The following is a 26,293-nucleotide window of genomic DNA, read 5'->3' on the forward strand; positions in this document are numbered from 1 at the left end:
ACATCTCCACCGGCCCGCCCGGCCTACCATGGGCTTCTGCCCCACCGGAACTGTCATGCCCAACCGCCTTGCCCGCGCCGCGCTGCGCACCGCCTGCCTGGCGGCAAGCCTCGCCATTGGCGCGCCGGTCGCGGCACAAGATCCGGGCAGCAAGGAGCCAGGCACGCGCACCCTGGCCCCGGTGACCATCAGCGCCAAGGCCAATCGCGACCCGGTCGAGAAGTCTTACCGAAAGATGATCCGGGGTATGGAGTTGTTCGAGCGCGAAAAAAACCTCGCACCAAATGCCTCGCTGCGCTTCAAGCTGCTGCCGCGGCGGCGCGAGACCGACATGAACTCGATTGACATGGAGGTCATAGGCAGCACCGTCGCCTTTCCCCTGGCCATCGCGCCCGACCATACCTTCAGCCTGCCGCGTGACCCCAAGGCTTTCTCGGAAGATGCGCAGGTCATTCCCAATCGCAAGGCCCAGAGCATGACCTGGCGCACCGAGATCCGCACGCCGGGCCTGCCGCCCAATACCCGGCGCCTGGGCGACCTGCGGCTGGAGTGCAGGGTGGGCATGGAGGCCGGGCTGGTCTCGCGCAGCGGTGGTGTTGTGGACCGGATCGCCGGCGCCGTGTTCGACACGCCGGCTTACTGCGACAAGCCGGCTCCGCTCTACCTGTTCTTTTCGGAGCGCCCGTTGTTCAGCGTCACGCTGAAGGCCGGCGAGCGCCGCGAAATCCTGCCCCTGGCCATGCTTTACGCCGCCGCGAGCGACGACCCCAAGCTCGACAGGGACCTGCCCGATTGCGACTGCGAGGTGCTGGTGGACCGCACTTACTTCCTGCCGCTGGGCGACCGCAGCTGGCCCGACGACACCCTGGTCGAGTTTGACTACATGGAGGGCGGGTGATGCTGGCGTGCAGGCTCATTTTGTGTGCCGGCCTGGTGCTGGCGGGCTGCGCGGGCCCGGGCGGCGTCGAGGAAACCCGGCCGCCTTTTCGGGATGCCAGCCTGTCGATGCAGGGTGCGCAGGGGATGGTGATCCCCGGAACCAGTACCAAAGCCGACGTGGCCGCCGCGCTGGGCCTCGCCACCGTGGTCAGGTTCGACAGCGGCTACGAGGTCTGGGCTTACCGGGAGAAGCCGCCCAAAAGCGAAACACCGGGCGCCGAGTTTGTGATCCTGTTTACGCCGTCCGGCATCGTGCAGAAAACCCGGATACGGCCCCGCTACGAGGCGGGTCCTGCTTCCTAGTCGCCCAGGCCCACAAAGATGTTCTGCACGTCATCGTTCGCATCGATGGCGGCCAGGAAGGCCTCGACTTCTTCGAGTTCCGCGGCACTCAGGGTGGACGGGCTGACGGGGTTTTTGGCCTTGTAGCCGAGCTTGGCCGACAGCACGGTAAAGCCCTGTGCGGGCAGGGCGCGGCTGACGATGTCCAGGTCGGCGTGGTCGGTCAGGAACATGGTTGTGCCTTCTTCGTGGCCTGGCTCGAAATCCTGGGCGCCGGCTTCAATCGCGGCCAGTTCGGGATCGGCGCCGGCCGCCAAGGGCTCGGCTTCGATCATGCCCACATGGTCGAAGTCCCAGGAGACCGAGCCCGAAGTGCCCAGATGCCCCTTGCGGAACAGCACGCGGATTTCCGAGGCCGCGCGGTTCAGGTTGTCTGTCAGGCATTCGACCATCAGGGGAACGCGGTGCGGCGCGAAGCCCTCGTAGATCACATGCTCGAAATGGACGGCATCACCCGTGAGGCCGGCGCCCTTTTTGATGGCGCGCTCCAAGGTATCTTTGGGCATGGAGACCTTGCGGGCCTGCTCCACCACCAGCCGCAGCCGTGCGTTCGAGGCCGGGTCCGCGCCGTTGCGCGCCGCGACCATGATTTCCTTGGCCAGTTTGCCGAATACCCGGCCCCTGGCGTTCGCGGCCAGTTCCTTGCCTTTTGCTTTCCACTGCGCGCCCATGTCTGTTCTTCCTTGCTGTTGCCGCGCTTGACGCGCCTGCTGTATTCGGGGGGTGCTGCGGCATGGCACGGAGCACGCGCCGCAGGACCGGGGTCCCCGGTTATACACCCATACGGTGCGGCCGCAACGGTAGGACGGCGCCGACGCGAACATCAGCGCCTTCCCGCTACAGCAGGAGTGGAGCGGCGCTAATTTTGGACACCTGTCAACACGAAAGGAGCCGACATGCCAAGAGGTGACAAATCCTCCTACTCCGACAAGCAAAAGCGCAAAGCCGAGCACATCGAGGAAGGCTATGAGGACCGCGGCGTCGGCAAGGAAGAAGCCGAGCGGCGCGCCTGGGCCACGGTGAACAAGGAAACCGGCGGCGGCAAAAAGTCCGGCTCGGGCCGCGGCAAGGCGGAAAACCACGCGCCTTCACGCAAGGGTGGGCGCCTGGGCGGCGCGGCGGCGGCTTCGCGCACCGCGGCCGAGCGTTCGGCGTCTGCCAAAAAGGCCGCGGCCACCCGCAAGCGCAACGCTTCGAAGTAAGTCTTACTTGACCGGGATCACGGTGCCGGCCGGCACCGGAACGGCCGTGACGCTGTTTTGCGGCGAGCCTTCTATGACCCGGTCCGAGTAGGTCAGGTAGACCAGCGTGTTGCGTTTGGTGTCTATCATGCGCACCACCCGCAGTCTCTTGAAGACCAGCGAAATACGCTCGCTGAACATTTCTTCCTGCTTGTCCATAGGCTTGGCGCCAAAGCTGATGACGCCGGTCTGCCGGCAGGCGATGGAGGCTTCGGCCTTGTCCTCGGCCAGGCCGAAAGCGCCCTTGATGCCGCCGGTCTTGGCGCGCGACACATAGCAGGTCACACCTGCGACCTTGGGATCGTCGTAGGCATCGACCACGATCTTGTGGTCTGGGCCTATGAACTTGAACACGGTGTCGACGGCGCCGATTTCCTCCCCGCCGGCACCGCCGCAGGCGGAGATGAGCAGGAGCAGGCTGAGCGCGCCGAACGCGGGGCGCAGAAGGTGTCGGGTGGTCATGGAATATCCCTCTTGGTATGTGTTGGATGCCGTGGGCTCTCGCGGCCCGGGTTTCTAATGTACAAAACCCACGCGCCGCGCGAGCCGCCTCGGTGCAAGAAGGGCAAGCAAATGTCAGCTCAGGGCTTCAAAAGCTCAAAAAAACCGCTCGCCAGGCGCTCGCCGTTGACCATGATGTCTACCTCATGCCGGCCGGCATGGTGCACACGCGTCGTGAAGTCGCGCACCACCTGGCTGCGTGACAGCCGCACGCTTTCGCCCGTGCCCAGATTCAGTTCCTTGAGCTTGAAGACCTTGGCCGAGCTGCTGCCGGCCTTTTTGACGTAGTGGATGGTGTAGTCCACCACCAGGCGCTGGCTCTGGCGCGAGGTGGACTGCAGCGTGAACGACAGCTCCAGCCGTTCACCCAGGCTGAGTTTTTTCGGGCTCACGGAAAAGCCGCTGATGCTGGCCGCCGCCTTTTTACCGGCGCCAATCACGCCCAGGGCCTGCCTGTCGCCCTGCTTGATCAAGGTGCGCAGCGCGTGGCGCGCGATCCACGCGGTGTGCGGGTTGTCCAGCGGCCAGCTTTTGAGGCGCTTGAGCACCCACTCGGGATGCAGCTTTGTGATGTCGTTGAGGTGGTTGGCCACCGACTTGCGCACGTAGAGGCTGCTGTCGGCCTTGAGCGCTTCCAGGATGGGCGCGGCAAGTTCCGGGTCGGCCATCAGCGCATCAAGCCTGAAAGACCAGGGCAGGCGAGGGCGGCTGCCTTCGCTGGCCAGGCGCCGCACGTGTTCGCTCTCGTCCGTGGCCCAGGTTTTCATCACGGCCAGCGTGCGCGCCGGGTCCTGGCGGATGAACTCGCGGATGGCGTATTCAGAGCTGCCGAAAGCGGTGAAAAACCTCAGCGCCTCCATGGACGTGTCAAAGTCGTCGCGTCCATAAAGGCCCACATAGTCCGGCAGCACCAGGGTGACAAACCCGCTGTTGATGCGCGGCGCCAGCTTGCGCAGGATGGCGATGGCTTTTTTGTAGTCGGCGGGCAGCGTGGCGTGCAGGCATTCGCTGGTACGCCGCAGGCGCTGCATCAGCGAGAGCTCGTCCAGCCCGGGCAGCGCCAGCGCGAGAAACTTCTTGCCGTCAAAACGCGGATAGACCGCAGCGGTTTCCGCCGCGATGTGGCGATAGCGCGCGGGATCGAAGATGTTTTTGAGGGCGGGAGCGGCGTTGTCGGACATGGCGCCCGATTCTGCCACCGCAGGGTTTTTCAGGCTTCCAGAGCGGCGCGCGGGTCAAACGCCTTGAAGGCCTCGGCCATGTCCTCGTAAGCCTTTTTGGCCACCTTGCTGCCGGCGGGCGGCAGCGCCAGTTGCAGCACAAAGTAGAAGTCGCCCGCCGGCTTGCCCGGCAGGCCCCGGCCCTTGAGCCTGAGCTTGTTTCCCGGCGAAGAACCCGCCGGGATGGTGAGCTCGACCCGGCCCGTCGGCGTGGCCGCCTCGACCTGCGCGCCCAGGGCGGCCTCCCAGGGGGCCACGGGCAGGTTCATGTAGACGTCGCGGCCGTCGGCGCGATAGAGCTTGTGCGGCAGGAATTCCACGTCCAGGTAGAGGTCGCCGGCGCCGCCCTTGCCGGCCCCCGGCGCACCCTGTCCGGCCAGGCGGATGTGCTGGCCGGCGCGTATGCCCTTGGGAATGGTGAATTCGATGCTGCGGGGCTGGCCGCGCCTGCCCGGCTCGCTGAGCTGCAGCGTGCGCGTGGCGCCCTGGTACGAGTCCTCGATGGCGATCTGTATCTTCGCGTGCTGGTCCTCGCCGGCCATGTCGAAACCGCCGCGGGCACGGCCCATACTGCCGCCCATGTCGGCACCCATGCTGCGAAAGATGGCGTCAAAGAAGTCGCTGTGATCGAAGCCCCCGGCCTCGCCAAAGAACGCTTGGCCGTCGGCTTCCTCACGCGCCTGCCACCCCGGCGGCGGCCGGAATTCCTGGCCGGCCTGCCAGTTCGCGCCCAGCCTGTCGTAAGCCGCGCGCTTTTCAGGGTCGCGCAGCACCTCATAGGCTTCGGAAATCTCCTTGAAGCGCACCTCGGCGTTCTTTTCCTTGCTGACGTCGGGGTGGTATTTACGTGCCAGCTTGCGGTGGGCTTTTTTGATTTCGTCGGGTGTGGCGTCGCGCGCCACGCCCATGGCCTTGTAATAGTCCTTGTATTCCATGAAAAACCTTCCTCGGGGATGGTTGGCCCGGCGGCTCCGGCCACCAGGTCAGTTGCACCAGGCTTGTAAATGGGGGCGACCGCCTCAGGGTCAACCCGCAGCGCCGCTGGAGTTGCGCCTCTACCGGGCGGTTGTGGCGGTCCCTATCATCCAGCGATGACCTCCAGCCCATCCCTCTCCCCTGAAAGTGCCGGCCTGCGCACCCTGTTTGACGCCCAGCACCAGGCCAGCCGCGCGCAGGTCGAAGTACCGCTGGCGCTGCGCCGCGACCGCCTGTTGCGCATACGCGCCTTGCTGGACGAACACGGCGCCGAACTGGCGCAGGCCGTCAACGCCGACTTCGGCGTGCGCTCGCCGCAACTCACCGAAATCGCCGACATCTTTGTGCTGCGCTCGCTGCTGTCCAGCACGCTCAAGAACCTGCCGAAGTGGATGAAACCCGTCAAGGTGCGCACACCGCTGTATCTGCAGCCTTCGCGCGCCTTCCTGCAGCGCCAGCCGCTGGGCGTGGTGGGTGTGGTCTCGCCCTGGAACTACCCGGTGCAACTCTCGCTGGGCCCGGTCATCACCGCCCTGGCCGCGGGCAACCGCGTGATGCTCAAGCCCAGCGAACTCACGCCGCGCACCTCGGCCCTGCTGGCCGCGCTGATTGGACAGTCCTTTGCGCCCGACGAACTCTGCGTGGTGCAGGGCGACGGCCAACTGGCCGCCGAATTCGCCGGCCTGCCGTTCGACCACCTGTTCTTCACCGGCTCCACCGCCGTGGGCCGCAAGGTGGCCGAGGCCGCCGCCGCCAACCTCACGCCGACCACGCTCGAGCTGGGCGGCAAGTCGCCGTGCATCATCGATGCCTCCTGCGACATCGACAAGGCCGCCATCAAGATCGCGCACGGCAAGCTGCTCAACGCCGGCCAGACCTGCATCGCGCCCGATTACGTGCTGTTGCCGCAGGGCAGCGAAACGGCTTTCGGCGAGGCTTTTGCCCGCGCCGTGGCAACGCTGTTTCCCACCATCACCGGCAACCCCGACTACGCGGCCATCATCAGCCCGCGACACCTGGAGCGACTGCAGGCGCTGCTGGCGCAGGCCGAAGGCGAGGGCGCGCGGCTGCAGACTGTCCAACCCGCACATCCTGGTATGGCCGGTGTGGGCGCGGCATCCCGGCAGATGGCGCCGGTGCTGGCCTTTGATGTCCCCGCCACCTCGAAGCTGCTCGGCGAGGAAATCTTCGGCCCCATCCTGCCGGTGATTCCTTATGCGTCGATCGACGAAGCGATCCGCTACGTCAACGCCAGGCCGCGGCCGCTGGCGCTCTACTGGTTCGGCACCGACACCGGTTCGCGCGACCATGTGCTGGCACGCACCGTGAGCGGCGGCGTCACCGTGAACGACACGCTGATGCACATCGCCCACGAAAACCTGCCCTTCGGCGGCGTCGGCGAAAGCGGCTGGGGCGCCTACCACGGTGAGACCGGTTTCCTGCGGCTCACGCAGCAAAAGCCGGTGATGGTTCAGTCCAAATGGGCGCGCGGGGATTTGTTCTATCCGCCTTATGGGAAGCGGTTTGAGCAGGTGATGGGCTTGCTCAAGCGATTGCTTTGAGCTTTGCCTAAGGCGCGGCCCCAAACACCTGCGTCCAGTAAATTCCCAGGCTGCTCTGGGTGTTCACCACAAAGGCCGCGCCCATCTCCCTGAAAGCGGGCGACATGATGTTGGCGCAATGGCCGGGGCTGTTGATCCAGCCGCGCACGGCCGCGTCGGCATCCACCTGGCCGGCGGCGATGTTCTCGCCGATGGCGCGCCAGCGGTAACCGGCACGCGTAGCCCGGCTGTCCACCGTGCTGCCGTCGCGGCCGGTGTGGCTGAAGTAGTCGTAACGCGCCATGTCGGCGGCATGGGCGCTGGCCAGGCCGTACAGCGCGGGGTTGAGCCGCAGCGGCGGCGCCGCGGCGAAAGCCTGGTTGCCGCAGCGCTGCGGCCGGGAACGCGCCTCGTTGACCAGCGCCAGCACCCGCGCCTGCACCTGGTCGGCCTGCGCCGCGGCGGGCGGCGCAAAGGGCTCGGCCAACACCACCCAGGTTTGTGCGCCGCGCTGGTAAAAGCCGGCCTCCAGAAACTCGCTGCGCATGGCCGCGCCGCATGAGCTGCCCAGCGCCTTTTGCGTCAGTGCCGCGGCCCCGGTGGCGCCCCGCACCGTGATCTGCACGGTGCGCTGGGCGCGGTAGCCGCTGGCTTTGAGCGCGTCATCGAGCTTGCGGCCGCCCGCGACCAGCGCTGCGGCGCGCGACAGCGCGGCATCTTCACGCAGCGGGGCAGCCGGGCGGGCGCCTTTTCCGCAGCCCTGCTGGCGCAGCGCATTGAGCGCGCGCAGCAGCGGGGCATGGTCTTGTGCCGCCGGCTGCGCCTGCGCCAGGCTGGCGGCGGCCAGCAGGATCGCCAGCGCCGCACGCGCGCACGCGCCCCGTGCTTTTGTCGCCATGCTGGAAGTTCGCATGGCTGCATGATAGCCAGCGGTACGACCGGACCGGCGCGGGGGCCGAGGCAGGGCCGGTAAGATATTTTTTTGAAAAGATATGAACCCTTTCGACGCCGGCAGGCCTCTTTGTCAGCATCCACCACCAACAAGGAGTTCCTGATGTTTTTCCTGCAACGCAATCTTCCCGCCTGGGAACGGGCTTTTCGCCTGGGCAGCGCGCTGCTGCTGGCCTGCGCCGGCCTGCTATGGCTACCGGCCGGCTGGCCCGTGGCCTTGGCGCTGGGCAGCGCGCTGGTCATGGGGCTGACGGGCATGATCGGGTTCTGCCCGGCCTGCGCGCTCGTCGGTCGCAAGCCTGTGGCCAAAGGCAAGCCGTGAAGGCCAGTCCCCAACTGGTCGACGCCGCCCGCGGCGGAGACGCCCAGGCCATCGCCCAACTGCTCACACAGTGCCAGCCGGACCTCAAGCGTTTCGCGCGCCGGACCTGTTCTTCGGCCGAGGATGCCGAAGACGCGGTGCAGGCCGCGCTATGGCAGCTCTACCGCAAGATAGGCGCGCTGCGAACCGCCGCGACTTTCGCGGTCTGGCTGTTTCGCATCGTCGAGCGCGAATGCTTTCGCCTGTTCCGCGGCCGCGGTGCCGCACGGGCCCAGGAGGGCGCCGACGTGGAAGCTGTCGCCGCGCCGGCGCTGCCGCTGGACCTGCGGCTGGACCTGAGCCGGGCCATCGCCGCCTTGCCCGAGGCCTACCGCGAGGTGCTGATCCTGCGCGACGTCGATGAACTCACGGCGCCCGAGGTGGCCCAGCACCTCGGCCTGGGCGTGGACGCGGTCAAGAGCCGCCTGCACCGCGCGCGTGCCATGGTGCGGGAGCGCCTGATGGCCAGCGGCTACTGGCACAAGGATGGCGGCATCGACGGCCTGTCATAACCACCGGCTACCGGTCGTCCCCGGAACCCACACCGGCGGTCGAAAGCAGGGGGCGGCTGTCTTGGCACCCCCTTAGAATGGCCCCCAAAATAACCTGGAGGGGTGAGCCATGCCTTTTGTCGGATTGGGACTTCATTTTTTTGTGGCGGTATTTTTTGCCGTCCACGCCCTGCGCAGCGGCCAGCAGCTCTACTGGCTGATCATCCTGTTCTCTTTCCCCCTGCTGGGCAGCATCGTCTATTTCCTGGCGATCTACCTGCCGGACTCGCGGCTTGAGCGCGGCGCGCGCAAGGTGGTGGCCGCCGCCGCGAAGACGCTCAATCCGACGCGAGAGCTCAAGGAAGCGTACGCCGCCTTCGACTACACGCCGACCGCCCAGAACCAGATGCGCCTGGCCGCCGCGCTACTGGAGGCCGGCAAGCCCCTGGAAGCCGCCCAAAGTTACGACGCCTGCCTCAAGGGGCCGTTCGCGTCCGACCTGGAAATCAGGCTGGGCGCATCGCGTGCCTATTTCGCCTGCGAGCGCTACGCCGAGGCCGTCACCCACCTGGAGTTCATCCGCAAAACCGATCCCGCCTTCCGGGCGGAGCAAATCTCGTTGCTGCTGGCCCAAGCCTACGCGGGCGCCGGCAGGAGCGGCGACGCCAGGGCGGAGTTTGAATCCGCCGTGGAGCGTTTCGGCAGCTTTGAAAGCCGCGCCGAATACGCCATCTGGGCCGCGACAAGCGGCGACACCGCCACCAGCGCGCGCCTGCAGGTCGAACTGCAGCGCTCCATGGAGCGCTGGAACAGGCACACCCGCGAGCTCAACAAACCTTTGCTGCGGCGCTTGAATGCCGCGTTTGAGGGCCGCTGACAGCGGCAACCCCGGGCGCCATTGCTGACCTCCATCGCATGCGCCTGGCCCGCCCCTCCCTAAAAGCCCGCCTGCTGCTGATGCTGGTGGTTGTTCCCTTGGTCACCTGGTTCGCGGTCAAGCCTGTGCGGGTGGTTGCGCCGGGGCTGATGGGCCTGCACTGCCTGAACGCTTCGGTCTGCGTCGACGACGCCTCCCGGCTGGTGCAGGCCGCCGGCCTCTACGCCGAGGGCATGGCTTTTGTGCCGGAGCTGCTGGGCCCCTTCAAAGGCAAACCCCGCGTCATCTTTTGCGCGTCGCAGGCCTGCGCCGACGCATTCGGCCTTGGTGCGCGCGCGGCGGTCACCCTGGGTACCTGGGGCACGGTGATAGGCCCGCGCGCCTGGGAGTCTTATTTTGTGCGCCATGAATTGATTCACTGTGCGCAGGCCGAGCGCTTAGGCACCTTGCGCCTCCTGTTCAAGCCGCAGTGGTTCGTGGAAGGCATGGCCTATGCGCTGAGCCAGGACCCGCGGGAGCCGCTAACCGAGCCTTTTGAAAGCCAGCGCAAGCGCTTCCGGGCCTGGTACGCGACCGTCGGCAAACAGGCGCTGTGGCAGGCGGCCCGTGACCTTTAATCCAGCGGTTTATTTCTGGAAATGGCTGGGCGGCTGCCCCATGGCCGCCTTGAACATCGCGGTGAAGGCGCTGTCGCTGGCATAACCGCTGGCCGCCGCCACGGCGCTGACCGATTGCCCGCGTGTGAGCAGGGGCAGGGCGTGGGCCAGGATGGCCTGCTGGCGCCACTGCTGGTAGCTCAAGCCCAGCTCGTCGCGGAACAGCCTGGCCACGGTGCGTTCGCTGGCGCCGATGTCCGCCGCCCATTCGGCCAGTGTGGCGCGCTGCGCCGGCGCGCGCAGCACGGCTTCGCACAGGGCACGCAGCCGCTTGTCGCCGGTTTGCGGGTGCGGCATGGGCACGCCCAGCGCCTGGATGTCGGCATGCGTGAGCTCGTCCAGCACCAGGCCGTTCAGCAGTTGTTCGCGCGACGGGGCCAAGGGGCGTTCGGGCGAAGCGGCGTCCAGTGCGCTGATGGATTCGCGCAGCAGCGGCGACACCACCAGCACGCGGCAGCCGCTCCAGCCCTTGGGCGTCGCGCTGGCATCGATATAGAGGGTGCGGAACTCGGCGGCCTCCAGCACGGTGATGTGGTGCTGCGCGCCGGGCGCGATCCACACCGCGCGCGAGGGCGGCACGATGTAGGTGATTTCGCCGCCGGCGCTGTCGCTTTCGGCCGTGACCTGCACGACGCCGGTGGCGCAATAAGCCAGTTGCGCCCAGTCGTGGGAATGCGGTTCGAAGTGGGTGTCGGCCGGCATGGAGCGGGCGCGCACGCGCACCGGCCGCCTGGGGCTGGGGGTGAAGCTGTCGGTGTCGCCCACCGGCATGAGGCGAAGGCCGGGGCTACGTGCATGGTCAATGACCACTCGGGTGGTTTTGTCTGAAATTCGATGAATCATGGCTATTTGTCGCATTTCAGCAGGCAGGGCCAATACTACGATAGCGCCATGAATACTTCAAGCACCGCGGCCGCGCCCGCCGGCAACGCGATTTCCCTCAAGCAGGACGCCAGTGTGATCGGCCTGGTCGGCACGGCCCACCTGATCAGCCATTTCAGCCAGCTGCTGCTGGCGCCGCTGTTTCCCTGGCTCAAGGAAGCCTTCAACGTCAGCTACGCCGAACTCGGTTTCCTGATGACGATTTTTTTCGTCGTTTCGTGCGCGGTGCAGGCGCTCTCGGGTTTTGTGGTCGACCGCTTCGGCCCGCGCCCCATCCTGTTCGGCGGCCTGACCCTGCTGGGCCTGGCGGCTTTCGGTTATTCCATCAGCACCAGCTACTGGATGATGGCCGGCTTTGCCGTGATGGCCGGCATCGGCAACGGCGTCTTCCACCCGGTCGACTACACGCTGCTCAACCGCAAGGTCAGTGCGCCGCGCCTGGGCCATGCCTACAGCGTGCACGGCATCACCGGCAGCCTGGGCTGGGCGCTGGCCCCGGCCATGCTGGTGCCGCTGACCTTCGCGTTTTCCTGGCGCGTGGCCTTGGCCTGCGCGGGTGTGCTGGCCTTTGTCGTGCTGGCGGTGCTGGTCTTTAACCGCGACAAGCTCACGCTGGCCGTGACGGCCCCGGCCAAGGGTGTGCCGGCCGTCGACAGTTCGCTGGGTTTCCTGAAGATCCCCGCGGTCTGGATGTGTTTTGCTTTCTTCTTCTGGTACGCCATCGTGCTCAGCGTGGTGCAGGCTTTCGCGCCGGAAGCTGCGCGCCACCTGCATGAGGTGCCCCTGCCGCTGGTCGCCATGTGCCTGACGATCTACATGGTGTGCAGCGCCGGCGGCATGGTGTTCGGCGGCTTTCTCGCGTCCGACCCGGCGCGTTGCGAGCGCATCGTGGGCATAGGCTTTGGCGTGGCGGCCGTGTTCGCGCTGCTGCTGGCCCTGGGCAGCTACCCGGCATGGGTGGTGCCCGTGCTGTTCGGCGTCATGGGTTTTGCCTCGGGTATTGCCGGGCCTTCGCGCGACCTGTTGGTCAAGCGCTCGACGCCTGAAAACGCTTCGGGCCGGGTTTACGGCGTGGTGTATGCGGGCCTGGACATCGGTCAGGCCGTGTCGCCGCTGGTTTTCGGCGCGATGATGGACCACGGCCAGTACCGTGGTGTGCTGCTGGGCCTGGCGCTGATGCAGGCCGTGCTGATCGCCAGCGCCTTCAATGTGCGCCGCGTTCGCCGCACCGCGCTGCCGGCCGCGGGGCAGATGCCCACGGCCGTCTAGAAAACCCAGGGGCAGGCCGCGGCCCGTGTGCGCGGTAGCAACGGTTTTTGGGTGAACTTGCGCGCTCCGATGGCTTGAACAGGGGGCCAGCCCTATACTGATTTTCATGAGCCACACCCGGTATGCGACGGCCTTTTTACCCCGTGCCCTGCTGGGTGCCGTGTGCCTGCTGCCCGTGCTGGCCGGCGCGCAGATCGCGCCGCTGAAGTACGAACTGAGCGGCGACGTCGGCGGCGCCGTCTACGGCACACAAAGCGTGATCCGCAGCAAGGGCAACGAGACCCGTTTGCTGCCCTACGGTTTTTTTGACTACGGCCGCCTCGCCGTGCGCGTGGACACCCTGAGCCTGAAGACCGTGAAATTCGGCTACGGCTACCTGGAGTTCGCCGGCCGTGTCAGCCAGGACGGCTGGCGCGCCGACACTGCCGCGCTGTCGGGCCTGAAAGACCGCAAGACACCGATCCCGCTGGGCATAGGCACCTTCCAGGAAACGCCTTACGGAGCCCTGTTCCTGAACGCCTTTGTCGACGCCAACAAATCGCACGGCACATTGCTGGAGGCCACCTACGCGGCGGAGTTCAAGCTCGGGAGCTGGTCCTTCTTTCCGCAGGTGGGGCTGGAATACAGCAACGCCAAATACAACAACTACCTCTACGGCGTCAGCGCGGCGGAGTCGGCTGCCAGCGGCTTCTCGGTGTACAACGCGGGCGCTTCGACGTCCCCTGTGCTGGGGTTGGGTGTGGACGTGCCGCTGGGTGAGCCGTGGACGCTGACCATGCAAGTGCGCCGCAAGTGGCTGGATTCGTCGGTGCGCAACAGCCCGTTGGTCAGCCGCCGCACGCAGGACACGGGTTTTATCGCGGTGTCCTACCGTTTCCGATAAACCGCTTACGTCAAACCGCCGACTTGTGCCTCGCGATACAGGTATCCAGCACTTCGCCCGTGTCGCGCTGCCACCAGTTGCCGGCTGAAAAAATCTCTACCTCGCTATAGCCGGCGAAGCCCTGGGCTTCCACCCAGCCGCGGATTTTCGGGATGTCGATGACGCCGTCACCCATCATGCCGCGGTCGTTGAGCAAATCCGTCGTCGGCGTCAGCCAGTCGCAGACGTGAAAGGCCAGCAGCCGCTCCTTGCCGGCGCGCCGGATCTGGGCTTCGAGCTTGGGATCCCACCAGACGTGGTAGACGTCCACTGCGACGCCCAGCGCGCCTGTCTTTGAAGGGTCGAGCGCATCGCAGACGTCCAGCGCATGTTCGAGGGTGTTGATGCAGGCGCGGTCGGCGGCATACATAGGGTGCAGCGGTTCGATGGCAAGCGGCATCTTGCGGGGCCTGGCGTATTCCAGCAATGCGGCGATGCCATCATGCACCTGGCTGCGCGACAAGGCGATGTCCTTGTGCGCCGCCTTGCCGGCCAGCGCGCCGGGCAGGCCGCCCACTACCAGCACCAGGCAGGCGGCGTTCAGTTCGCAGGCCTCGTCGACGGCGCGGCGGTTGTCGTCGTGCGCGGCCTGGATGCCCGCCGCATCGGTTGCAGGAAACATGCCGCCCCGGCAGTAACCCGAGAGTTCAAGCCCGTGGGTTTTGACGAGTTTTGAGATCGCCGGCAGGCCGGCTGCGGCCACCTGGTCGCGCCAGGGCGAGACCGCGCGTATGCCGCGCGCCGCGCAGGCTTCGAGGATCTCCGTCAGCGGCTGCTCGACGCCCCGGCTTTTGCGCACGGTCGCGGTGTTGATGGAAAGCCAGCGGTGGTCTTGGGAAAAGTTTCTCATGGGTGGAACTTCAATCAGGTCGATGAAGGCGGCGCGGTTTTGCGCCGGCGCAATTCGCGGATGATGGCCGCGTTGTCGAGCTCGCCGTCACCGGCGTCGATGGCCGCGCGCAACAGGGCCGCATGGGTTTCAGACAAGGGCAGTTTCTGGCCTTCGGCCGCGGCGCCCTGGATCATCAGCGTGACGTCCTTGAGATGCTGGTGAATGCGCGACTGCGGCGCAAAGTCTCCCTCTACCATCATCCTGCCCTTGGCCTCGGCCGCACCGGACGTGGCGGGGCTGGCCAGCACCAGCGCCAGGAACTGCTCGGGGCCTATGCCCAGGCTTTCGGCGAAGACCATGCCTTCAGCCAGTGCCGCCCGGTTCAGGCCCAGCACGAGGTTGGTCGCGAGCTTGGCCTTGGCACCCATGCCGGCGCCGCCGACGTGGATGCGTTTGCCTGAAATGGCGGACAGCACGGACTCGCATGCCTGCAATCCACCAGCCTCACCACCCTGCAGCAGGGTGGCTTCACCGGCGGCTATTTGCTGGCTGGAGCCCGAGAGCGGCGCTTCAATGAAGGTGATGCCGCGCGCCCCCAGCCGCGCGGCCAGGGCTTCGAGCTCATGGGGTGTGCCGGTGGAGCAGTCGATGATGCTGCGAACGCCGAAGACGGACAGCAGGCCTCCCGGCCCTTCGACCACTTTGAGCACGTCGGCGGTGTTGAAGACGGCCAGCACCATGCAGGAAGCCGCATTTGCCACTTCGGCCAGGGAGCCGGCAGCGCGGCCGCCCTGGGCGGTGAGGGCTGCCCGGGCTTCTTCGCGCAGGTCGAACCCGGTGACCTGGAAACCGGCGGCCATCAAGCGCCGTGCCAGCGCCATGCCGACCAGGCCCAGCCCGACAACGCCGATGGAGTTTGCCGCCGTCATGGTGTCACGCCGCGAGCGACGCGCCTCCACAGACCTGGATGTCCTGGCCGGTGATGGCCGCGGCATCGGGCGAGAGCAGGAAGGCGACCAGCGCGGCGATCTCCGACGGCCGTATCAGCCGGCCCAGCGGCGGTAACTTCGGCGGGACCGTCGTGCGCGCAGGGTCGGCGAGCATGGCGGTTTCGGTGGCGGCCGGTGACACCACATTGACGGTGACACCCGAAGCCACGGTTTCTGCAGCCCAGCTGCGCGCCAGCGCCACCAGCGCGGCCTTGGTTGCCGCGTACTGGCTGCGGCCTGCCATGCCGAGCGCCACGCGGCTACCGATGAGCACCACGCGGCCCGCGCCGGCCTGCGCCATGGCGGGGACGACCTGGTTGGCAATGCGCGTGACAGCATCGACATGCAGCTGCCACATCAGCGCCGAATCCTCGTTGGAGAGCTCGCCAAGCCGGCCCACGCGCAGCACGCCGGCAGCGTGGACCAGGGCCTGCACGGCACCCGCCGAGCGCACGGCCTGCTCCGTGGCCTGCGCATGGCAGAGGTTGACCTCGGTGGACGAAAACGCCGGGTGCACGATGCGCGCGGGCGCGATGTCCAGGCCGATCACGTCCCAGCCACCGTCCAGCAAGGCCTGGGCGATGGCCTGGCCTATGCCCGAACTGCTGCCCGTGACCAGGGCGCGTTTCACGTCTTCAGTGGCCATGGTTGTGTCTGTTACTCAACACGGATGTTGCCCTCCGTGATGATCTTCTGTGAGCGCGCCATATCGGCGTTCTGGAATTTCGCGAAATCGTCGGGCGTACCGGGCGTCAGCACCAGGCCTTGCTGGAGGAGTTTCTCGCGCATGTCGCTTGCCAGCGCCTTGTTGGTTTCGGCGTTGAGTTTCTGCGTGATGTCCGCCGGCAATTTTGCCGGGCCCCACAGGCCGTACCAGCTGTAAAACTCATAGCCGGGAATCGTCTCTGCCACGGTCGGCACATCAGGCAGGTTGGGCACGCGCTTGTCGCCGGTGATGGCAACGACGCGCAACAGGCCGCTCTTGTGGTACTGCAGCGAGCCGAGGATGGGGTCGATAAAGCCGTCGATCTGGCCGCCAATCAAATCCTGGAAAGCCGGCGCCGTACCCTTGTAGGGCACCACGGTGTATTCGATGCCGCCGGCGCGCTTGAGCAATTCGGTTGACAGGTGGCCGGCCGAGCCGATGGAGCCGACCGCAAACGTCATCTTGCCGGGGTTGGCCTTGGCGTGGGCAATCAGCGACTTCACGTCGGTGATCGGCAGGTTCTTGTTGATGGCAATCGACAAGGGCGCCTTGGCAACGAGCGAGACGGGCGTGAAGTCTTTCACCACACCGTAGGGCACGGACTTCATGGTCATGGGTGCGGTGGTGAAAGTGGAAGCGTTGAAGAGCAGGGTGTAGCCGTCTGCAGGCGCCTGCGCGACCACATGCGCACCGATGGTGCCGTTGCCGCCCGCACGGTTTTCCACCACAAAGGGCTGGCCCATCTGCTCACCGAGTTTCTGCGCCAGCTGCCGGCCCACCGCATCCAGCGTGCCGCCGGGCGGGAAGGGAATGATGACCTTGACTGGGCGGCTGGGATAGGCCTGCGCCGCGGCGCCGAAGGCTGCGGCTGCGAGGCCGGCGGCCAGGCTGGCCTTGAGGAAAAAGCGTGTCTTCATGGTTGTCTCCAGAGGTCGTAAAAATAGACTCGGGAAGCTCTTGCGACTTCTTCTTGCTTACTCGACGCCGTGCAGCGCCAGTAAAGTCTTCATGCGCCGCACCGCCAACTCGGGCTGCTCCAGCAGGTTGGCCGCATCGGCGAGGCGGAACAGTTCGGCGAAATGCTGCAGTGAACGCGTGCTCTGCTGTCCACCCACCATCGTGAAGTGCTTCTGGTGGCCGTTGAGCCAGGCCATGAAGACCACGCCGGTTTTGTAAAAGCGCGTGGGCGCGGCGAAGATGTGGCGCGACAGCGGCACGGTGGGGCCGAGGATGGCGTGGAATTTCTCCACATTGCCTTGCGCCAGTTCACCGAGCGCCGCGCTCGCGGCCGGCGCGATGGCATCAAAGATGCCCAGCAAGGCATCGCTCTGGCCGTGCGTCGCTTCCTTGCCGAAGCCGTCACCGGCGATCAGCTCGGCGTAGTTGAAGTCGTCACCGGTGTACATGCGCACGCCGGTGGGCAGCTTTCGGCGCATGGCGATTTCCTTGTCCTTGTCGAGCAGCGAGATCTTGATGCCGTCGACCTTTCCGGCGTGCGCCGCGATGATGCCGAGCGCCGTGTCCATGGCGCGGTCGGTATCGGGGCTGCCCCAGTAGCCGGCCAGCGCCGGGTCGAACATGTCGCCCAGCCAGTGCAGCACGACCGGTTGTTTGGCCTGGCTCAGGATGCGGTCGTAGACACGTTCGTAATCCGCCGGGCTTCTGGCGACGCGGGCCAGTGCGCGGCTGGCCATGACGATGAGCTTGCCGCCGAGTTTTTCAATCGCGGCCATCTGCTCTTCATAGCCGGCGATGACTTCGTCGACGTTCTTGACGTTTTCCAGCACCAGGTGGTCGGTGCCGCAGCCGGAAGCCACCAATGCGCCCGGCATGTCTTTGGCTGCGTCCAGCGAGCGACGTATCAGCTCCAGCGAGGTCGGCCAGTCCAGGCCCATGCCGCGCTGGGCGGTGTCCATGGCTTCGGCCACCCCCAGGCCCAGCGACCACAGGTGGCGGCGGTAGGCGATGGTGGCGTCCCAGTCGACCGCGCAGGCCAGCCATGGGTCTACCGCCGCCAGCGGGTCGGCGACTACGTGCGCGGCGGAATAGGCGATGCGGTTGAAACGCGTGCCGGGCGCGGGCGCGGCCGGCGCTTTGCCGCGCAAGGTATAGGGCTGCAGGCCGCCGCCGGCCGCGGGCAAGGAGAGTGTCAGTGCCATGGGAATTTCCTTCAGACTTTGAGCGGCGGCACGTCGATCCAGCGCCGTTCTTTCCAGCTTTGCAGGGCCGCCTCGACCAGCTGCACGCCCTTGGCGCCTTCGGGCAAGGTCCATTTGTAAGGCTCGTTTTCCACCACGTGGCGGATGAAGTGTTCCCACTGGATCTTGAAGCCGTTGTCGTAGGTCTGGGTGTCCGGCACTTCCTGCCACTGGTCAGAGAAATTCATCGTCTGCTTCTCGTCCGGGTTCCAGACCGGGCGTGGCGTGTTGACGCGCGACTGGGCCTTGCAAGAGGAGAGGCCGGCAACGGCTGAGCCGTGTGTGCCGTCGACGTGGAAGGTGACCAGGTCTTCGCGGTTCACGCGGGTGGCCCAGGACATGTTCATCTGGGCGATCACTGCCTCGCCGCTGTGGCCTGTGAGTTCGGCCGTGGCATAGGCCGCATCGTCGGCGGTGGCCTTGTAAGGCTTGCCGGTTTCGTCCCAGCGCTGGGGGATGTGGGTGGCGCCTATGCAGGAGATGGACTTGACCTCACCGAACAGGTTGTCCAGCACGTAGCGCCAGTGGCACATCATGTCCAGGATCATGCCGCCGCCGTCTTCGGTGCGGTAGTTCCAGCTTGGGCGCTGGATCGGCTGCAGGTCACCTTCGAACACCCAGTAGCCGAACTCCAGGCGCACCGACAGCATCTTGCCGAAGAAGCCGGCGCGGCGCAGCATGTCGAGCTTGCGCAGGCCGGGCAGGAAAAGTTTGTCTTGCACGGCGCCGTGTTTCAGGCCGGACTTTTCAGCCAGGCGGGCGATCTCGACGGCTTCGTTGAGGTTGGTGGCGATCGGTTTTTCGCAGTAGACGTGTTTGCCGGCGCGGATGGCCTTGGCCAGCAAGGTGGGGCGCATCTGCGTGGTGCCGGCATCGAAGAAGATCGTGTCGTCCTTGTTCTTCAAGGCCTCGTCGAGGTCGGTTCCCCAGCGCGAGATGCCGTGGGCCTTGGCCAGGGCTTCGATCTTTTCAGCGTTGCGGCCTATCAGGATAGGGTCGGGCATGGCCTTGCCGCCGTTGGACAGCGTGACGCCGCCCTGTTTGCGGATCGCCACGATGGAGCGGATCAGGTGCTGGTTCATGCCCATGCGCCCGGTCACGCCGTGCATGATGATGCCGAGTCGTTGTGTGCTCATGTGTGTTTCCTTGTTGCGGAGGTTTAGTAATCGGAACGCATCGCGTCCCAGGAAATATGGCCGCCGGCCTGGCCGGTGGCGAAGCCGGGACTGTCGAGTGAGCCCAGCGAAATCTGCCCGCCCTTGATGCGCAGCCGCACGGCGTCAAAGCTGTACTCGTACAGCGTGTCGTGCCCCAGCAGCAGGTTTTGCTGCTCGGCCTCGGGGGCGGCCATCAGCCCGTTGACGTAGTGGTGGCCGTTGCGCTCCACGTGCGCCAGGCCCAGCCAGCCGACCAGCGCCAAGTCCTGCTGCACGCCCAGGCCTGCCTGCATGGTGAGGTCCTCGCCCGAGAGAAAGTAGGGTGCACCGGGCGTTGCCTGGTTCCACATGGCGCAGCGCGCGGCGTTGATGACCGACTTGTAGAAACCCTTGCAGCTTTTGCTGGACACACCGGTGTAGCCCAGCGCCCTGGCCTGGACGAAGGCATCCAGCGTGGCATCGGATTCATCCACCAGCAGGGGAATGTGTTTGGCCAGCACCGACACGTCCTGCACCAGCGCCTGGTCGCGGCGCAGCGGCTGCTCCACGAAGGCGGTGCAGGCCAGCAACGGCGCGAGCTGGGGGGCAGCGGTGAATTGCGCGAAAAAGTCGGCGAAGGCGCCCGCGCTGGCGTATTGCTCATTACCGTCCAGCGTGACGACGCGCGCCACGCCTTCCAGCACATGGCTGATGGCCGTCAGGCGCGCCATGTCGGTTTCGGTGTCGCCGCTGAGCTTGATCTTGAAATGACGGTGGCCGTAACGCGTGACGGCCGACTCCAGCGAGGTCGGCAGGCCGTCGGTGGGCTCATGGACCGATTTGTCCACTTGGGTGATCGCGTCGGCCAGCCCGACGGTATGCCGCGCCGCGATCTGTTTGCGCGGCATTTGCAGCGACAGGAAGCGCGCCATGTCGAAATCGCGCAGGTCGGCGGCCAGGCCGCTGTCGCGCAGGTCCATGCCGGCCGCATTGGCGCTCATGCCGGCGGCAAAGCTGCAATTGAGCTTGAGCAGCAGTGCGTCCAGGATCGCGCGGTCCAGCAAGGCGGGGCCGTAGCTGGCAGCCAGCGGGTTCAGGCCCGCGGCCGCGCCGCTGGCCATCAGCGCGGGGTAATGGTGCGCGAAGTGCTGCCAGGCGGTCCGGGCCGAGGTATCGGCGCTGTAGGCGGCGCGGGCGGCCGTGAGCGCATCGCGCAACTGCTGGAAGTTGTCTTCGTTCGACAGGGCCGGGTTTTTGTCGAACCACTTCGGGATCATCATTTCCGCCGCGCATCCCTCTGAGGTCGACCCGTCGGGGAAGCGTATGCGGGCCCGCACATAGACCTGGGGGCAGGAAGTCACGGTGGCCGCGCCAAAGCGGAAGGGCAGGCGCAGCACCACGTCGCGCTCGGAAAAGCGGATGTCGTCGATACGGAAACGAAGTGGCTCGTCCATGGCGTGCGGCTTCAGTGGTCCAGCGTGCCCTGCGAATAAAAATGCGCGCGCACCTTTTTGGCATAGACCGCGAACTCGGGCGAGCCCATCATGTCCAGTGTGCGCGGGCGCGGCAGGTCTATGTCGTAGATCGCGGCAATGGATCCCGGCCGCTCGCTCATCACGATGACGCGGTCGGACAGGAACACGGCCTCGGGAATGCTGTGGGTGATCAGCAGCACGGTCTTTTTCGAGGCCGACCAGATGCGCTGCAGCTCCAGGTTCATCTTCTCGCGCGTCATCGCGTCCAGCGCGCCGAAGGGCTCGTCCATCAGCAGCACCGAAGGATCGTGCAGCAGTGCTCGGCAGATCGAGGCGCGCTGCTGCATGCCGCCCGACAGCTGCCAGGGGTATTTGTTCTCAAAGCCCTTGAGGCCGGCCATCTCGATCAGCTGCATTGCCTTGGCCAGCGATTGTTCTTTGGGCATATGGCGCATTTCGGCCTGCAGCAGGATGTTCTTGAGCACCGTGCGCCAGGCCAGCAGCACCGCGCTCTGGAACACGATGCCCACGTCCTTCTGCGGCCCGTTGATGGGCTTGCCCGCCAGGGTCAGCGTGCCGCCCGAGATGGGCAGCAGGCCGGCCACCATTTTCAGCAGCGTGCTTTTGCCGCAGCCCGAAGGCCCGACGACGGAGATGAATTCGCCTTCGCGTATCGAAAAATCCAGGGGCTTGAGCGACTCGACCGGGCCGTCCTTGGTCTGGTAGATCTTGGAGACCCCACGGGCTTCTATCAGGTGGTCGTTGGGCATGGATGCGGCGCGCCTTCTTCAGTTCGTGGGGAGAAAGTCCAGGCTCACATAGTCCTCCGGCTTGCCGCGCGTGGAGGCATCCATGCCGCCGTACTGCACCAGCAGGTCCAGCGAGTCGCTGACGTTTTTCATGCTGACGCGGAATGGGCGCTGGCTGGCGGTTTCCTTGGTGTGGTACAGCGCCACGCTTTGTTTCATGCCGACGATCAGCGTGTCGCGCACGCCGGCCTTGGGGTTGGCCTTGAGCATCGCGTCGACGGCCGCTTCAGGGCTTTTCTCTGCAGCCTCGGCGGCGCGCGTGGAGGCGCGCATAAAGCGTTTGACCAGGTCGGGGTTCTCTGTCAGCAGGTTTTTGTTGGCGATGATGCCGGAGCTGATCTGGTTGATGCCCGAATCGGCGAAGCGTATCGGGTAGACCTGCTTGCCGGTGGCATCCTGCAGCTTGATGGCCTGGTCCATCACATAACCGAGCAGCAGGTCGGCCTGGCCGTTCATCACGGCATTGAGCTTGGTCTGGCCGTCGCCCGAGACGATCTTGACCTGGTCGGCCTGGATGTTGTTGACCTTGAGGAACAGCGGCCACATCTGCGACATCGAATCGCCCGGCGTGGTGGCCACGGTCTTGCCGATGATGTCTTTGGGCGTCTTGATGTTCTTGTCGGCAAAGCCCATGACCGACATGGGGCTCAGCTGGAACAGCACGCCGGTGGACTTGAGCGGCGCGCCCTTGGCGGCAGCCTTGATCATGGTGGTGACGTCGATGTAGCCGAAGGTGGCGGACTTGGCCGCTACGGCCTGGGCGGTGACGGCCGAGCCGCGGCCCTCCTGGATGTCCAGGTCTATGCCTTCCTCTGCGTAGAAGCCGCGTTCCTTGCCGAGGAAGAAGGGCGCGTGCTCGCTGTAGAGGTACCAGTTGAGCATCAGCGTGACTTTTTCGGGGGCCTTGGTCTGCGCCTGGGCGGGCGACATGGCCAGCATCAGTGCGCCGGCGATGGCGGTGAGCAAAGGGGATATGAGGTTCTTCATGATGTGTCTCCTGGGGTTGCCGGTGATGGAAAGTGACGAGGGGAACGAAAAACAAAAAAAGGGAGGGGGAGGCGCGGCGGCCTAAAACACCTGGCGCTGCGAGGCATGCCAGGGAATCATCAGCCGCTCGACCAGGTCTATGGCCGCGAAGAGCAGCACGCCGATGGAGGACAGCACCACCAGCGCGGCGAACATCAGGGGCAGGTCGAAGTTGCCGTTGGCCACTTGCAGCACGTAGCCGATACCGGAATTCGATCCGACGAATTCGCCGACCACGGCGCCCACCACGGCCAGCGTGATGGAGACCTTGAGGCCGCTGAAGATGGCGGGAAGGGCCTGCGGCAGGCTGATCTTGAAAAAGGTCTGCAGGCGGCTGGCGCCCATGGAGCGCGCCAGGTCCAGCATGTCCGGCTCGACCGACTTGAAACCCATGACGGTGGACACCACGACCGGGAAAAAGCCCAGCAGGAAAGCCGAGATGATCTTGGGAAAGATGCCGAAGCCGAACCACACGACAAACAGCGGCGCAATCGCGACCTTGGGGATGCTTTGCGAAAACACCAGCAAGGGGTAGACATAGGACTCGACGACGCGGGAGTAGGCGATCACCATGGCCAGCGGGATGCCGATGAGGATGGTGAGCGCGAAGCCGCCCAGCGTGGCCTGGGTGGTCTTCCAGCTTTCGCGCAGCAGGCGGCTCCATTCGGACACCAACTGCTCCACGACCTGCTCGGGACGCGGGATCAGGTAGGCCGGGATCTTGAAGCCGCGTATGGCCAGGTCCCACAGCACCAGCAGCAGGATGATCAGCAGGAAGGGCCTAAGTGCCGGTAACAGCAGCAACTTGCGCAGCATCGGATAAGTCTCCTGGTTGCCCATGCGGCATGGCGCCGCGGGCCGGCACGTCCGTATGTAACTATATGGTGAATTGTTGGGGCTGGGCCGAAGGCTGTCAACGGCCCCTAGGGAAACTCCGGGGGTGGGCAGGCCAGCGCTCAGTGCATCACGTAGCCGAGCACCATGTCCGTCATGTGCGACAGGCGCTGGGCCATGGCTTTGGGAGCGCGCAGATCACGCCCGAAGATGGTCGAGAGCGTCTGGTTGTTCGAGAGGTAGAAGTAACAAATCGACGCAATCGAGATGTAGAGCTGGATGGGGTCTATGCCGGCACGGAACAGCGCCTGGCGGCGCCCGCGCTCGAGCACCGTGTCCAGCATCTGCACCAGCGGCGAGTTCATTTCCTGGATGCGCGAGGACTTCTTCAGGTGCGCCGCATTGTGCTGGTTTTCACTGTTGAGCAGCGAGATGAACTCGGGATGTTCGAGGTAGTAGTGCCAGGTGAAGGAGACCAGTTCGCGTATCGCCTCGACCGGGTCCATTTCATCGAGATGCAGCTTCTGCTCGGCCGCGCGTATGTCGGCGTAGGTGTTCTCCAGCACCGCGAGGAAGAGGTCGTCCTTGCTCTTGAAATAGTAGTAGATCAGGCGCTTGTTGATGTCGGCGCGCTCGGCGATGCGGTCCACCCGGGCGCCGGCCAGGCCGTAGAGCGCGAACTCGTCGCGCGCGGCCAGGAGTATGGTCTGCTGCGAGCGGTCGGCGTCGCGTGGGCGGGGTTCCGGCGTGGAGGAGGATGTGGCTGCCATGTTGCAAATTTAACTGTTTGGTGAATTATTGCAAGTCCCGTGGGCCAAATTGCCGAAGGCCGCGCCATGGACACTATCGTCGCAACCGCTATCGCCGCATAATCAAAACAGGCTTTGGCCATTCGCGCCCAGGCCGCAACGCAAGCCAAGGAGGCCCACCATGAGCAATTCGAACACCCCCAAAGACGGTGACTTCGCGCACTGGGTTGAAGAAAAATCTGAAGCACTCAGGTTTGAGCTTGGCGAAAAATTCCCCGTTCCGCCCACCATCCTTGTCTCACCCTCGGTGCACGCGGAAACCGGCCGGCAAAAGCTCGAGGAGGTGCTGCTGGAGCACGAAGAGCCGACACAGGAGTTTCTCGACGAACTGGCCGCCCTCGAAGCGGCCCCACCGCTCAGCGATGAAGAGCTCGATCGCCAAGCCCTGGCAGCCGGCGGCAGCGATGGCGACGCGGCCACACCTGAATAAGCACAGCGCTCGAAGCTGGGCCCTCTTCAATGCAAGCCGGGGCCGCGGAACCGGCTTTGCCGGGCCGCAGGCGCAGCGACCCCCCTCGGGGGGCAGAGAGTTACACGAAGTGAGCGAACGTGGGGGCTCTATTCCAACGGCACAATAGGCTCATGACATCTCAACTTGCCGGCCACCTTCTCGTTGATTGCCTTCTGGCCCAGGGCGTTACCCACGCATTCGGCGTGCCCGGTGAAAGCTACCTGGCCGTGCTCGACGGCCTGCATGCGCGCCGGGGCAAGATCCAGTTTGTCACCTGCCGGCAGGAGGGCGGCGCGGCCTTTATGGCCGAGGCCCATGGCAAGCTCACCGGCCGGCCGGGCGTTTGCATGGTGACGCGCGGGCCGGGCGCCACGAATGCCTCCATCGGCGTGCACACGGCCTTCCAGGATTCCACCCCCATGGTGCTGCTGGTGGGCGACGTAGCCAGCGACTGCCGCGACCGCGAGGCCTTCCAGGAGGTGGACTACTTCAACTTCTTCGGCCCCAGCACCAAGGGTTTCGCCAAGCGCGTGGAACGCATCGACCACGCCGACCGCATTCCCGAATACGTCGCGCGAGCCTTCGCCACCGCGATGAACGGCCGCCCGGGCCCGGTGGTGCTGGTGCTGCCGGAAGACATGCTGACCCGCATGACGGCCGCGCAGCCGCTGCCGCGCGTGGAGGCTGTGCAGGCCTGGAGCGACCCGGGATCGCTGCGCACCTTGCGCGAGATGCTGCTCAAGTCCGAGCGCCCGCTGATCATCGCCGGTGGCGGGGGCTGGACACCGCAGTCGGCGCAGGCGCTGCAGCGTTTCGCTGAAAACTGGAAGCTGCCGGTGGGCAATGCCTTCCGCTTCCAGGACACCTTTGACAACCACCACCCGCTTTACGCCGGCGACGTGGGCATAGGCTTGAACCCCAAGCTGGCCGCGCGCGTGAAGGCCAGCGACCTGATCATCGCCATAGGCCCGCGCCTGGGCGAAATGACGACCGGCAACTACACGCTGCTCGAAGCGCCGCGGCCGAAACAAAAACTGGTGCACATCCATGCCAGCGCCGAAGAACTCAACCGCGTCTACCAGGCCGACCTGGCCATCAACGCCACCATGAACGCCGCCGCGCGTTCGCTGGAGGTGCTGACGGCGCCGGTGAACGTGGCCTGGGAGGCCTGGACGGCATCGGCCAACGAGGACTATCTGGAGAACCTCCAGCCCACACCCACAGCCAACCTGCCCGGCGACATCGACATGCCGGCCATCGTCGGCCTGCTGCAAAAACATTTGCCGGCTGATGCGGTGCTGACCAATGGCGCGGGCAACTTCGCCAGCTGGGTGCACCGCTTCTTCAAACACCACGGCCTGGTCAAGGGCCACAAGACGCAGCTGGCGCCTACGGTGGGCGCCATGGGCTATGGCGTGCCGGCGGGCATCGCCGCAGCCATCACGACGGGCCGCACGGCTTTTACGATTGCCGGCGACGGCGACTTTTTGATGAACGGCCAGGAGCTGGCCACGGCCGTGCAGCATGGCGCGAAAAGCATCATCGTGCTGCTCAACAACGGCATGTACGGCACCATACGCATGCACCAGGAAAGGGAGTACCCGACGCACGAAAGTGGTTCGCGCCTGAACAACCCGGACTTCGCGGGCCTGGCGCGCGCCTACGGCTATGTCGGCGTGCGGATCACGCGCACGGATGAGTTCGAGACGGAACTTCTGGCGGCCCTGGAACGCAAAGAGGGCACGGTGATCGAAGTGACGCTGGACCCGGAAGTCATCACGACCCGCGGCACGCTGTCGGCGATCAGCACTGCGGCCGCTGCGCGGCTCGCCGGCGGCTCGGGTCTTTGATCCGGCGGAT

The 26,293-nt window shown here is 65.7% G+C and carries 29 protein-coding genes; 12 read left to right on the forward strand and 17 right to left on the reverse strand.

The genetic code is table 11. From position 1 onward, the window contains the following. Positions 1 to 55 precede the first annotated feature (55 nt). Entirely contained in the window at positions 56 to 898 is an 843-nt protein-coding gene (locus AC1D1F_RS01465; protein ID WP_477675296.1) for a hypothetical protein, read from the forward strand. Beyond that, on the forward strand, positions 898 to 1,242 hold the full coding sequence (locus AC1D1F_RS01470) for a hypothetical protein (protein ID WP_477675295.1): 345 nt from the start codon (positions 898 to 900) through the stop codon (positions 1,240 to 1,242). The genes AC1D1F_RS01465 and AC1D1F_RS01470 overlap by 1 nt, the downstream gene beginning before the upstream one ends. Here AC1D1F_RS01470 and AC1D1F_RS01475 read toward each other — a convergent pair. Next, complete coding sequence (locus AC1D1F_RS01475; RefSeq protein WP_477675294.1) at positions 1,239 to 1,952, reverse strand: YebC/PmpR family DNA-binding transcriptional regulator; 714 nt, start codon at positions 1,950 to 1,952, stop codon at positions 1,239 to 1,241. The genes AC1D1F_RS01470 and AC1D1F_RS01475 overlap by 4 nt on opposite strands. A gap of 225 nt (positions 1,953 to 2,177) precedes the next feature. Here AC1D1F_RS01475 and AC1D1F_RS01480 point away from each other — a divergent pair, with 225 nt between their 5' ends. Then, a complete protein-coding gene (locus AC1D1F_RS01480) occupies positions 2,178 to 2,483 on the forward strand; it encodes a plasmid stabilization protein (protein ID WP_477654687.1) in 306 nt (101 codons plus the stop codon). 3 nt (positions 2,484 to 2,486) lie between these two features. On the opposite strand, the gene AC1D1F_RS01485 is transcribed toward AC1D1F_RS01480, so the two are convergent. The 3 genes from AC1D1F_RS01485 to AC1D1F_RS01495 form a co-directional block, all read right to left on the reverse strand. Beyond that, positions 2,487 to 2,984: a CreA family protein gene (locus tag AC1D1F_RS01485; protein ID WP_477675293.1), complete on the reverse strand. Its 498-nt coding sequence runs from the start codon at positions 2,982 to 2,984 to the stop codon at positions 2,487 to 2,489. Between the two features lie 119 nt (positions 2,985 to 3,103). Further along, positions 3,104 to 4,204, reverse strand: coding sequence for a DNA alkylation repair protein (locus AC1D1F_RS01490; protein WP_477675292.1), 1,101 nt, complete (start codon positions 4,202 to 4,204; stop codon positions 3,104 to 3,106). A gap of 29 nt (positions 4,205 to 4,233) precedes the next feature. After that, the gene (locus tag AC1D1F_RS01495; protein ID WP_477696287.1) at positions 4,234 to 5,178 is read right to left on the reverse strand and encodes a DnaJ C-terminal domain-containing protein; all 945 of its coding nucleotides are present in this window, start codon (positions 5,176 to 5,178) and stop codon (positions 4,234 to 4,236) included. 156 nt (positions 5,179 to 5,334) lie between these two features. Here AC1D1F_RS01495 and AC1D1F_RS01500 point away from each other — a divergent pair, with 156 nt between their 5' ends. Then, positions 5,335 to 6,780: a coniferyl aldehyde dehydrogenase gene (locus tag AC1D1F_RS01500; RefSeq protein WP_477675290.1), complete on the forward strand. Its 1,446-nt coding sequence runs from the start codon at positions 5,335 to 5,337 to the stop codon at positions 6,778 to 6,780. A gap of 7 nt (positions 6,781 to 6,787) precedes the next feature. Here AC1D1F_RS01500 and AC1D1F_RS01505 read toward each other — a convergent pair whose 3' ends face one another. Next, positions 6,788 to 7,672, reverse strand: coding sequence for a CAP domain-containing protein (locus tag AC1D1F_RS01505; protein ID WP_477675289.1), 885 nt, complete (start codon positions 7,670 to 7,672; stop codon positions 6,788 to 6,790). A gap of 141 nt (positions 7,673 to 7,813) precedes the next feature. On the opposite strand from AC1D1F_RS01505, the gene AC1D1F_RS01510 reads away from it, so the two are divergent. The 4 genes from AC1D1F_RS01510 (at position 7,814) to AC1D1F_RS01525 (ending at position 10,056) form a co-directional block, all read left to right on the forward strand. Beyond that, positions 7,814 to 8,032, forward strand: a complete 219-nt coding sequence (locus tag AC1D1F_RS01510; protein ID WP_477675288.1) for a YgaP-like transmembrane domain — start codon at positions 7,814 to 7,816, stop codon at positions 8,030 to 8,032. Beyond that, positions 8,029 to 8,583: an RNA polymerase sigma factor gene (locus tag AC1D1F_RS01515; protein ID WP_477700635.1), complete on the forward strand. Its 555-nt coding sequence runs from the start codon at positions 8,029 to 8,031 to the stop codon at positions 8,581 to 8,583. The genes AC1D1F_RS01510 and AC1D1F_RS01515 overlap by 4 nt, the downstream gene beginning before the upstream one ends. Before the next feature lie 109 nt (positions 8,584 to 8,692). Further along, positions 8,693 to 9,439, forward strand: a complete 747-nt coding sequence (locus tag AC1D1F_RS01520; RefSeq protein ID WP_477675286.1) for a hypothetical protein — start codon at positions 8,693 to 8,695, stop codon at positions 9,437 to 9,439. A 38-nt stretch (positions 9,440 to 9,477) separates the two neighbouring features. Beyond that, positions 9,478 to 10,056 carry a hypothetical protein gene (locus AC1D1F_RS01525; protein WP_477675285.1) on the forward strand — a complete coding sequence of 193 codons (579 nt, stop codon included), beginning with the start codon at positions 9,478 to 9,480 and terminating at the stop codon, positions 10,054 to 10,056. A 9-nt stretch (positions 10,057 to 10,065) separates the two neighbouring features. On the opposite strand, the gene AC1D1F_RS01530 is transcribed toward AC1D1F_RS01525, so the two are convergent. Then, complete coding sequence (locus tag AC1D1F_RS01530; RefSeq protein ID WP_477696290.1) at positions 10,066 to 10,938, reverse strand: AraC family transcriptional regulator; 873 nt, start codon at positions 10,936 to 10,938, stop codon at positions 10,066 to 10,068. A 48-nt stretch (positions 10,939 to 10,986) separates the two neighbouring features. Between AC1D1F_RS01530 and AC1D1F_RS01535 the strand changes: the two genes are divergently transcribed. Both AC1D1F_RS01535 and AC1D1F_RS01540 read left to right on the forward strand, forming a co-directional pair. Then, the gene (locus AC1D1F_RS01535) at positions 10,987 to 12,246 is read left to right on the forward strand and encodes an MFS transporter (RefSeq protein ID WP_477675283.1); all 1,260 of its coding nucleotides are present in this window, start codon (positions 10,987 to 10,989) and stop codon (positions 12,244 to 12,246) included. Positions 12,247 to 12,352: 106 nt separating this feature from the next. After that, positions 12,353 to 13,129 (forward strand): MipA/OmpV family protein, encoded by a 777-nt coding sequence (locus tag AC1D1F_RS01540; protein WP_477675282.1) that lies wholly within the window; start codon positions 12,353 to 12,355, stop codon positions 13,127 to 13,129. 10 nt (positions 13,130 to 13,139) lie between these two features. Here the strand turns inward: AC1D1F_RS01540 and AC1D1F_RS01545 are convergent, their stop codons facing one another. The 11 genes from AC1D1F_RS01545 to AC1D1F_RS01595 form a co-directional block, all read right to left on the reverse strand. Continuing rightward, positions 13,140 to 14,018: a sugar phosphate isomerase/epimerase family protein gene (locus AC1D1F_RS01545; RefSeq protein ID WP_477675281.1), complete on the reverse strand. Its 879-nt coding sequence runs from the start codon at positions 14,016 to 14,018 to the stop codon at positions 13,140 to 13,142. A gap of 14 nt (positions 14,019 to 14,032) precedes the next feature. Continuing rightward, a complete protein-coding gene (locus tag AC1D1F_RS01550) occupies positions 14,033 to 14,929 on the reverse strand; it encodes an NAD(P)-dependent oxidoreductase (RefSeq protein ID WP_477675280.1) in 897 nt (298 codons plus the stop codon). A 4-nt stretch (positions 14,930 to 14,933) separates the two neighbouring features. Next, complete coding sequence (locus AC1D1F_RS01555) at positions 14,934 to 15,635, reverse strand: SDR family NAD(P)-dependent oxidoreductase (RefSeq protein WP_477675279.1); 702 nt, start codon at positions 15,633 to 15,635, stop codon at positions 14,934 to 14,936. An 11-nt stretch (positions 15,636 to 15,646) separates the two neighbouring features. Then, positions 15,647 to 16,612: a Bug family tripartite tricarboxylate transporter substrate binding protein gene (locus AC1D1F_RS01560; RefSeq protein ID WP_477675278.1), complete on the reverse strand. Its 966-nt coding sequence runs from the start codon at positions 16,610 to 16,612 to the stop codon at positions 15,647 to 15,649. Positions 16,613 to 16,669: 57 nt separating this feature from the next. After that, the gene (locus tag AC1D1F_RS01565; protein ID WP_477675277.1) at positions 16,670 to 17,854 is read right to left on the reverse strand and encodes a dihydrodipicolinate synthase family protein; all 1,185 of its coding nucleotides are present in this window, start codon (positions 17,852 to 17,854) and stop codon (positions 16,670 to 16,672) included. A gap of 11 nt (positions 17,855 to 17,865) precedes the next feature. Continuing rightward, positions 17,866 to 19,029 carry a Gfo/Idh/MocA family protein gene (locus tag AC1D1F_RS01570; protein WP_477675276.1) on the reverse strand — a complete coding sequence of 388 codons (1,164 nt, stop codon included), beginning with the start codon at positions 19,027 to 19,029 and terminating at the stop codon, positions 17,866 to 17,868. A gap of 23 nt (positions 19,030 to 19,052) precedes the next feature. Beyond that, positions 19,053 to 20,483 carry an enolase C-terminal domain-like protein gene (locus AC1D1F_RS01575; protein ID WP_477675275.1) on the reverse strand — a complete coding sequence of 477 codons (1,431 nt, stop codon included), beginning with the start codon at positions 20,481 to 20,483 and terminating at the stop codon, positions 19,053 to 19,055. A gap of 11 nt (positions 20,484 to 20,494) precedes the next feature. Beyond that, on the reverse strand, positions 20,495 to 21,274 hold the full coding sequence (locus AC1D1F_RS01580) for an ABC transporter ATP-binding protein (RefSeq protein WP_477675274.1): 780 nt from the start codon (positions 21,272 to 21,274) through the stop codon (positions 20,495 to 20,497). 18 nt (positions 21,275 to 21,292) lie between these two features. Continuing rightward, positions 21,293 to 22,300, reverse strand: a complete 1,008-nt coding sequence (locus AC1D1F_RS01585) for an ABC transporter substrate-binding protein (RefSeq protein ID WP_477675273.1) — start codon at positions 22,298 to 22,300, stop codon at positions 21,293 to 21,295. Between the two features lie 81 nt (positions 22,301 to 22,381). Next, positions 22,382 to 23,155 (reverse strand): ABC transporter permease, encoded by a 774-nt coding sequence (locus AC1D1F_RS01590; RefSeq protein WP_477696291.1) that lies wholly within the window; start codon positions 23,153 to 23,155, stop codon positions 22,382 to 22,384. 140 nt (positions 23,156 to 23,295) lie between these two features. Next, the gene (locus AC1D1F_RS01595; protein WP_477676378.1) at positions 23,296 to 23,943 is read right to left on the reverse strand and encodes a TetR/AcrR family transcriptional regulator; all 648 of its coding nucleotides are present in this window, start codon (positions 23,941 to 23,943) and stop codon (positions 23,296 to 23,298) included. Positions 23,944 to 24,103: 160 nt separating this feature from the next. Here AC1D1F_RS01595 and AC1D1F_RS01600 point away from each other — a divergent pair, with 160 nt between their 5' ends. Then, a complete protein-coding gene (locus AC1D1F_RS01600) occupies positions 24,104 to 24,412 on the forward strand; it encodes a hypothetical protein (protein ID WP_477654712.1) in 309 nt (102 codons plus the stop codon). A 152-nt stretch (positions 24,413 to 24,564) separates the two neighbouring features. After that, complete coding sequence (locus tag AC1D1F_RS01605; protein ID WP_477676379.1) at positions 24,565 to 26,283, forward strand: thiamine pyrophosphate-binding protein; 1,719 nt, start codon at positions 24,565 to 24,567, stop codon at positions 26,281 to 26,283. Positions 26,284 to 26,293: the final 10 nt, after the last annotated feature.

The organism is Polaromonas sp. P1_H6 (assembly GCF_056405195.1).

Bases quoted from the DNA above. Each gene is read 5' to 3' on its own strand.
- AC1D1F_RS01525 (WP_477675285.1), top strand. From the start codon at position 9,478: ATGCGCCTGGCCCGCCCCTCCCTAAAAGCCCGCCTGCTGCTGATGCTG.
- AC1D1F_RS01585 (WP_477675273.1), bottom strand. From the start codon at position 22,300: ATGAAGAACCTCATATCCCCTTTGCTCACCGCCATCGCCGGCGCACTG.
- AC1D1F_RS01475 (WP_477675294.1), bottom strand. From the start codon at position 1,952: ATGGGCGCGCAGTGGAAAGCAAAAGGCAAGGAACTGGCCGCGAACGCC.
- AC1D1F_RS01590 (WP_477696291.1), bottom strand. From the start codon at position 23,155: ATGCTGCGCAAGTTGCTGCTGTTACCGGCACTTAGGCCCTTCCTGCTG.
- AC1D1F_RS01490 (WP_477675292.1), bottom strand. From the start codon at position 4,204: ATGTCCGACAACGCCGCTCCCGCCCTCAAAAACATCTTCGATCCCGCG.
- AC1D1F_RS01570 (WP_477675276.1), bottom strand. From the start codon at position 19,029: ATGAGCACACAACGACTCGGCATCATCATGCACGGCGTGACCGGGCGC.
- AC1D1F_RS01580 (WP_477675274.1), bottom strand. From the start codon at position 21,274: ATGCCCAACGACCACCTGATAGAAGCCCGTGGGGTCTCCAAGATCTAC.
- AC1D1F_RS01485 (WP_477675293.1), bottom strand. From the start codon at position 2,984: ATGACCACCCGACACCTTCTGCGCCCCGCGTTCGGCGCGCTCAGCCTG.
- AC1D1F_RS01520 (WP_477675286.1), top strand. From the start codon at position 8,693: ATGCCTTTTGTCGGATTGGGACTTCATTTTTTTGTGGCGGTATTTTTT.
- AC1D1F_RS01465 (WP_477675296.1), top strand. From the start codon at position 56: ATGCCCAACCGCCTTGCCCGCGCCGCGCTGCGCACCGCCTGCCTGGCG.
- AC1D1F_RS01595 (WP_477676378.1), bottom strand. From the start codon at position 23,943: ATGGCAGCCACATCCTCCTCCACGCCGGAACCCCGCCCACGCGACGCC.
- AC1D1F_RS01530 (WP_477696290.1), bottom strand. From the start codon at position 10,938: ATGATTCATCGAATTTCAGACAAAACCACCCGAGTGGTCATTGACCAT.
- AC1D1F_RS01495 (WP_477696287.1), bottom strand. From the start codon at position 5,178: ATGGAATACAAGGACTATTACAAGGCCATGGGCGTGGCGCGCGACGCC.
- AC1D1F_RS01510 (WP_477675288.1), top strand. From the start codon at position 7,814: ATGTTTTTCCTGCAACGCAATCTTCCCGCCTGGGAACGGGCTTTTCGC.
- AC1D1F_RS01550 (WP_477675280.1), bottom strand. From the start codon at position 14,929: ATGACGGCGGCAAACTCCATCGGCGTTGTCGGGCTGGGCCTGGTCGGC.
- AC1D1F_RS01560 (WP_477675278.1), bottom strand. From the start codon at position 16,612: ATGAAGACACGCTTTTTCCTCAAGGCCAGCCTGGCCGCCGGCCTCGCA.
- AC1D1F_RS01555 (WP_477675279.1), bottom strand. From the start codon at position 15,635: ATGGCCACTGAAGACGTGAAACGCGCCCTGGTCACGGGCAGCAGTTCG.
- AC1D1F_RS01500 (WP_477675290.1), top strand. From the start codon at position 5,335: ATGACCTCCAGCCCATCCCTCTCCCCTGAAAGTGCCGGCCTGCGCACC.
- AC1D1F_RS01535 (WP_477675283.1), top strand. From the start codon at position 10,987: ATGAATACTTCAAGCACCGCGGCCGCGCCCGCCGGCAACGCGATTTCC.
- AC1D1F_RS01605 (WP_477676379.1), top strand. From the start codon at position 24,565: ATGACATCTCAACTTGCCGGCCACCTTCTCGTTGATTGCCTTCTGGCC.
- AC1D1F_RS01575 (WP_477675275.1), bottom strand. From the start codon at position 20,483: ATGGACGAGCCACTTCGTTTCCGTATCGACGACATCCGCTTTTCCGAG.
- AC1D1F_RS01470 (WP_477675295.1), top strand. From the start codon at position 898: ATGCTGGCGTGCAGGCTCATTTTGTGTGCCGGCCTGGTGCTGGCGGGC.
- AC1D1F_RS01505 (WP_477675289.1), bottom strand. From the start codon at position 7,672: ATGCGAACTTCCAGCATGGCGACAAAAGCACGGGGCGCGTGCGCGCGT.
- AC1D1F_RS01480 (WP_477654687.1), top strand. From the start codon at position 2,178: ATGCCAAGAGGTGACAAATCCTCCTACTCCGACAAGCAAAAGCGCAAA.
- AC1D1F_RS01540 (WP_477675282.1), top strand. From the start codon at position 12,353: ATGAGCCACACCCGGTATGCGACGGCCTTTTTACCCCGTGCCCTGCTG.
- AC1D1F_RS01565 (WP_477675277.1), bottom strand. From the start codon at position 17,854: ATGGCACTGACACTCTCCTTGCCCGCGGCCGGCGGCGGCCTGCAGCCC.
- AC1D1F_RS01600 (WP_477654712.1), top strand. From the start codon at position 24,104: ATGAGCAATTCGAACACCCCCAAAGACGGTGACTTCGCGCACTGGGTT.
- AC1D1F_RS01545 (WP_477675281.1), bottom strand. From the start codon at position 14,018: ATGAGAAACTTTTCCCAAGACCACCGCTGGCTTTCCATCAACACCGCG.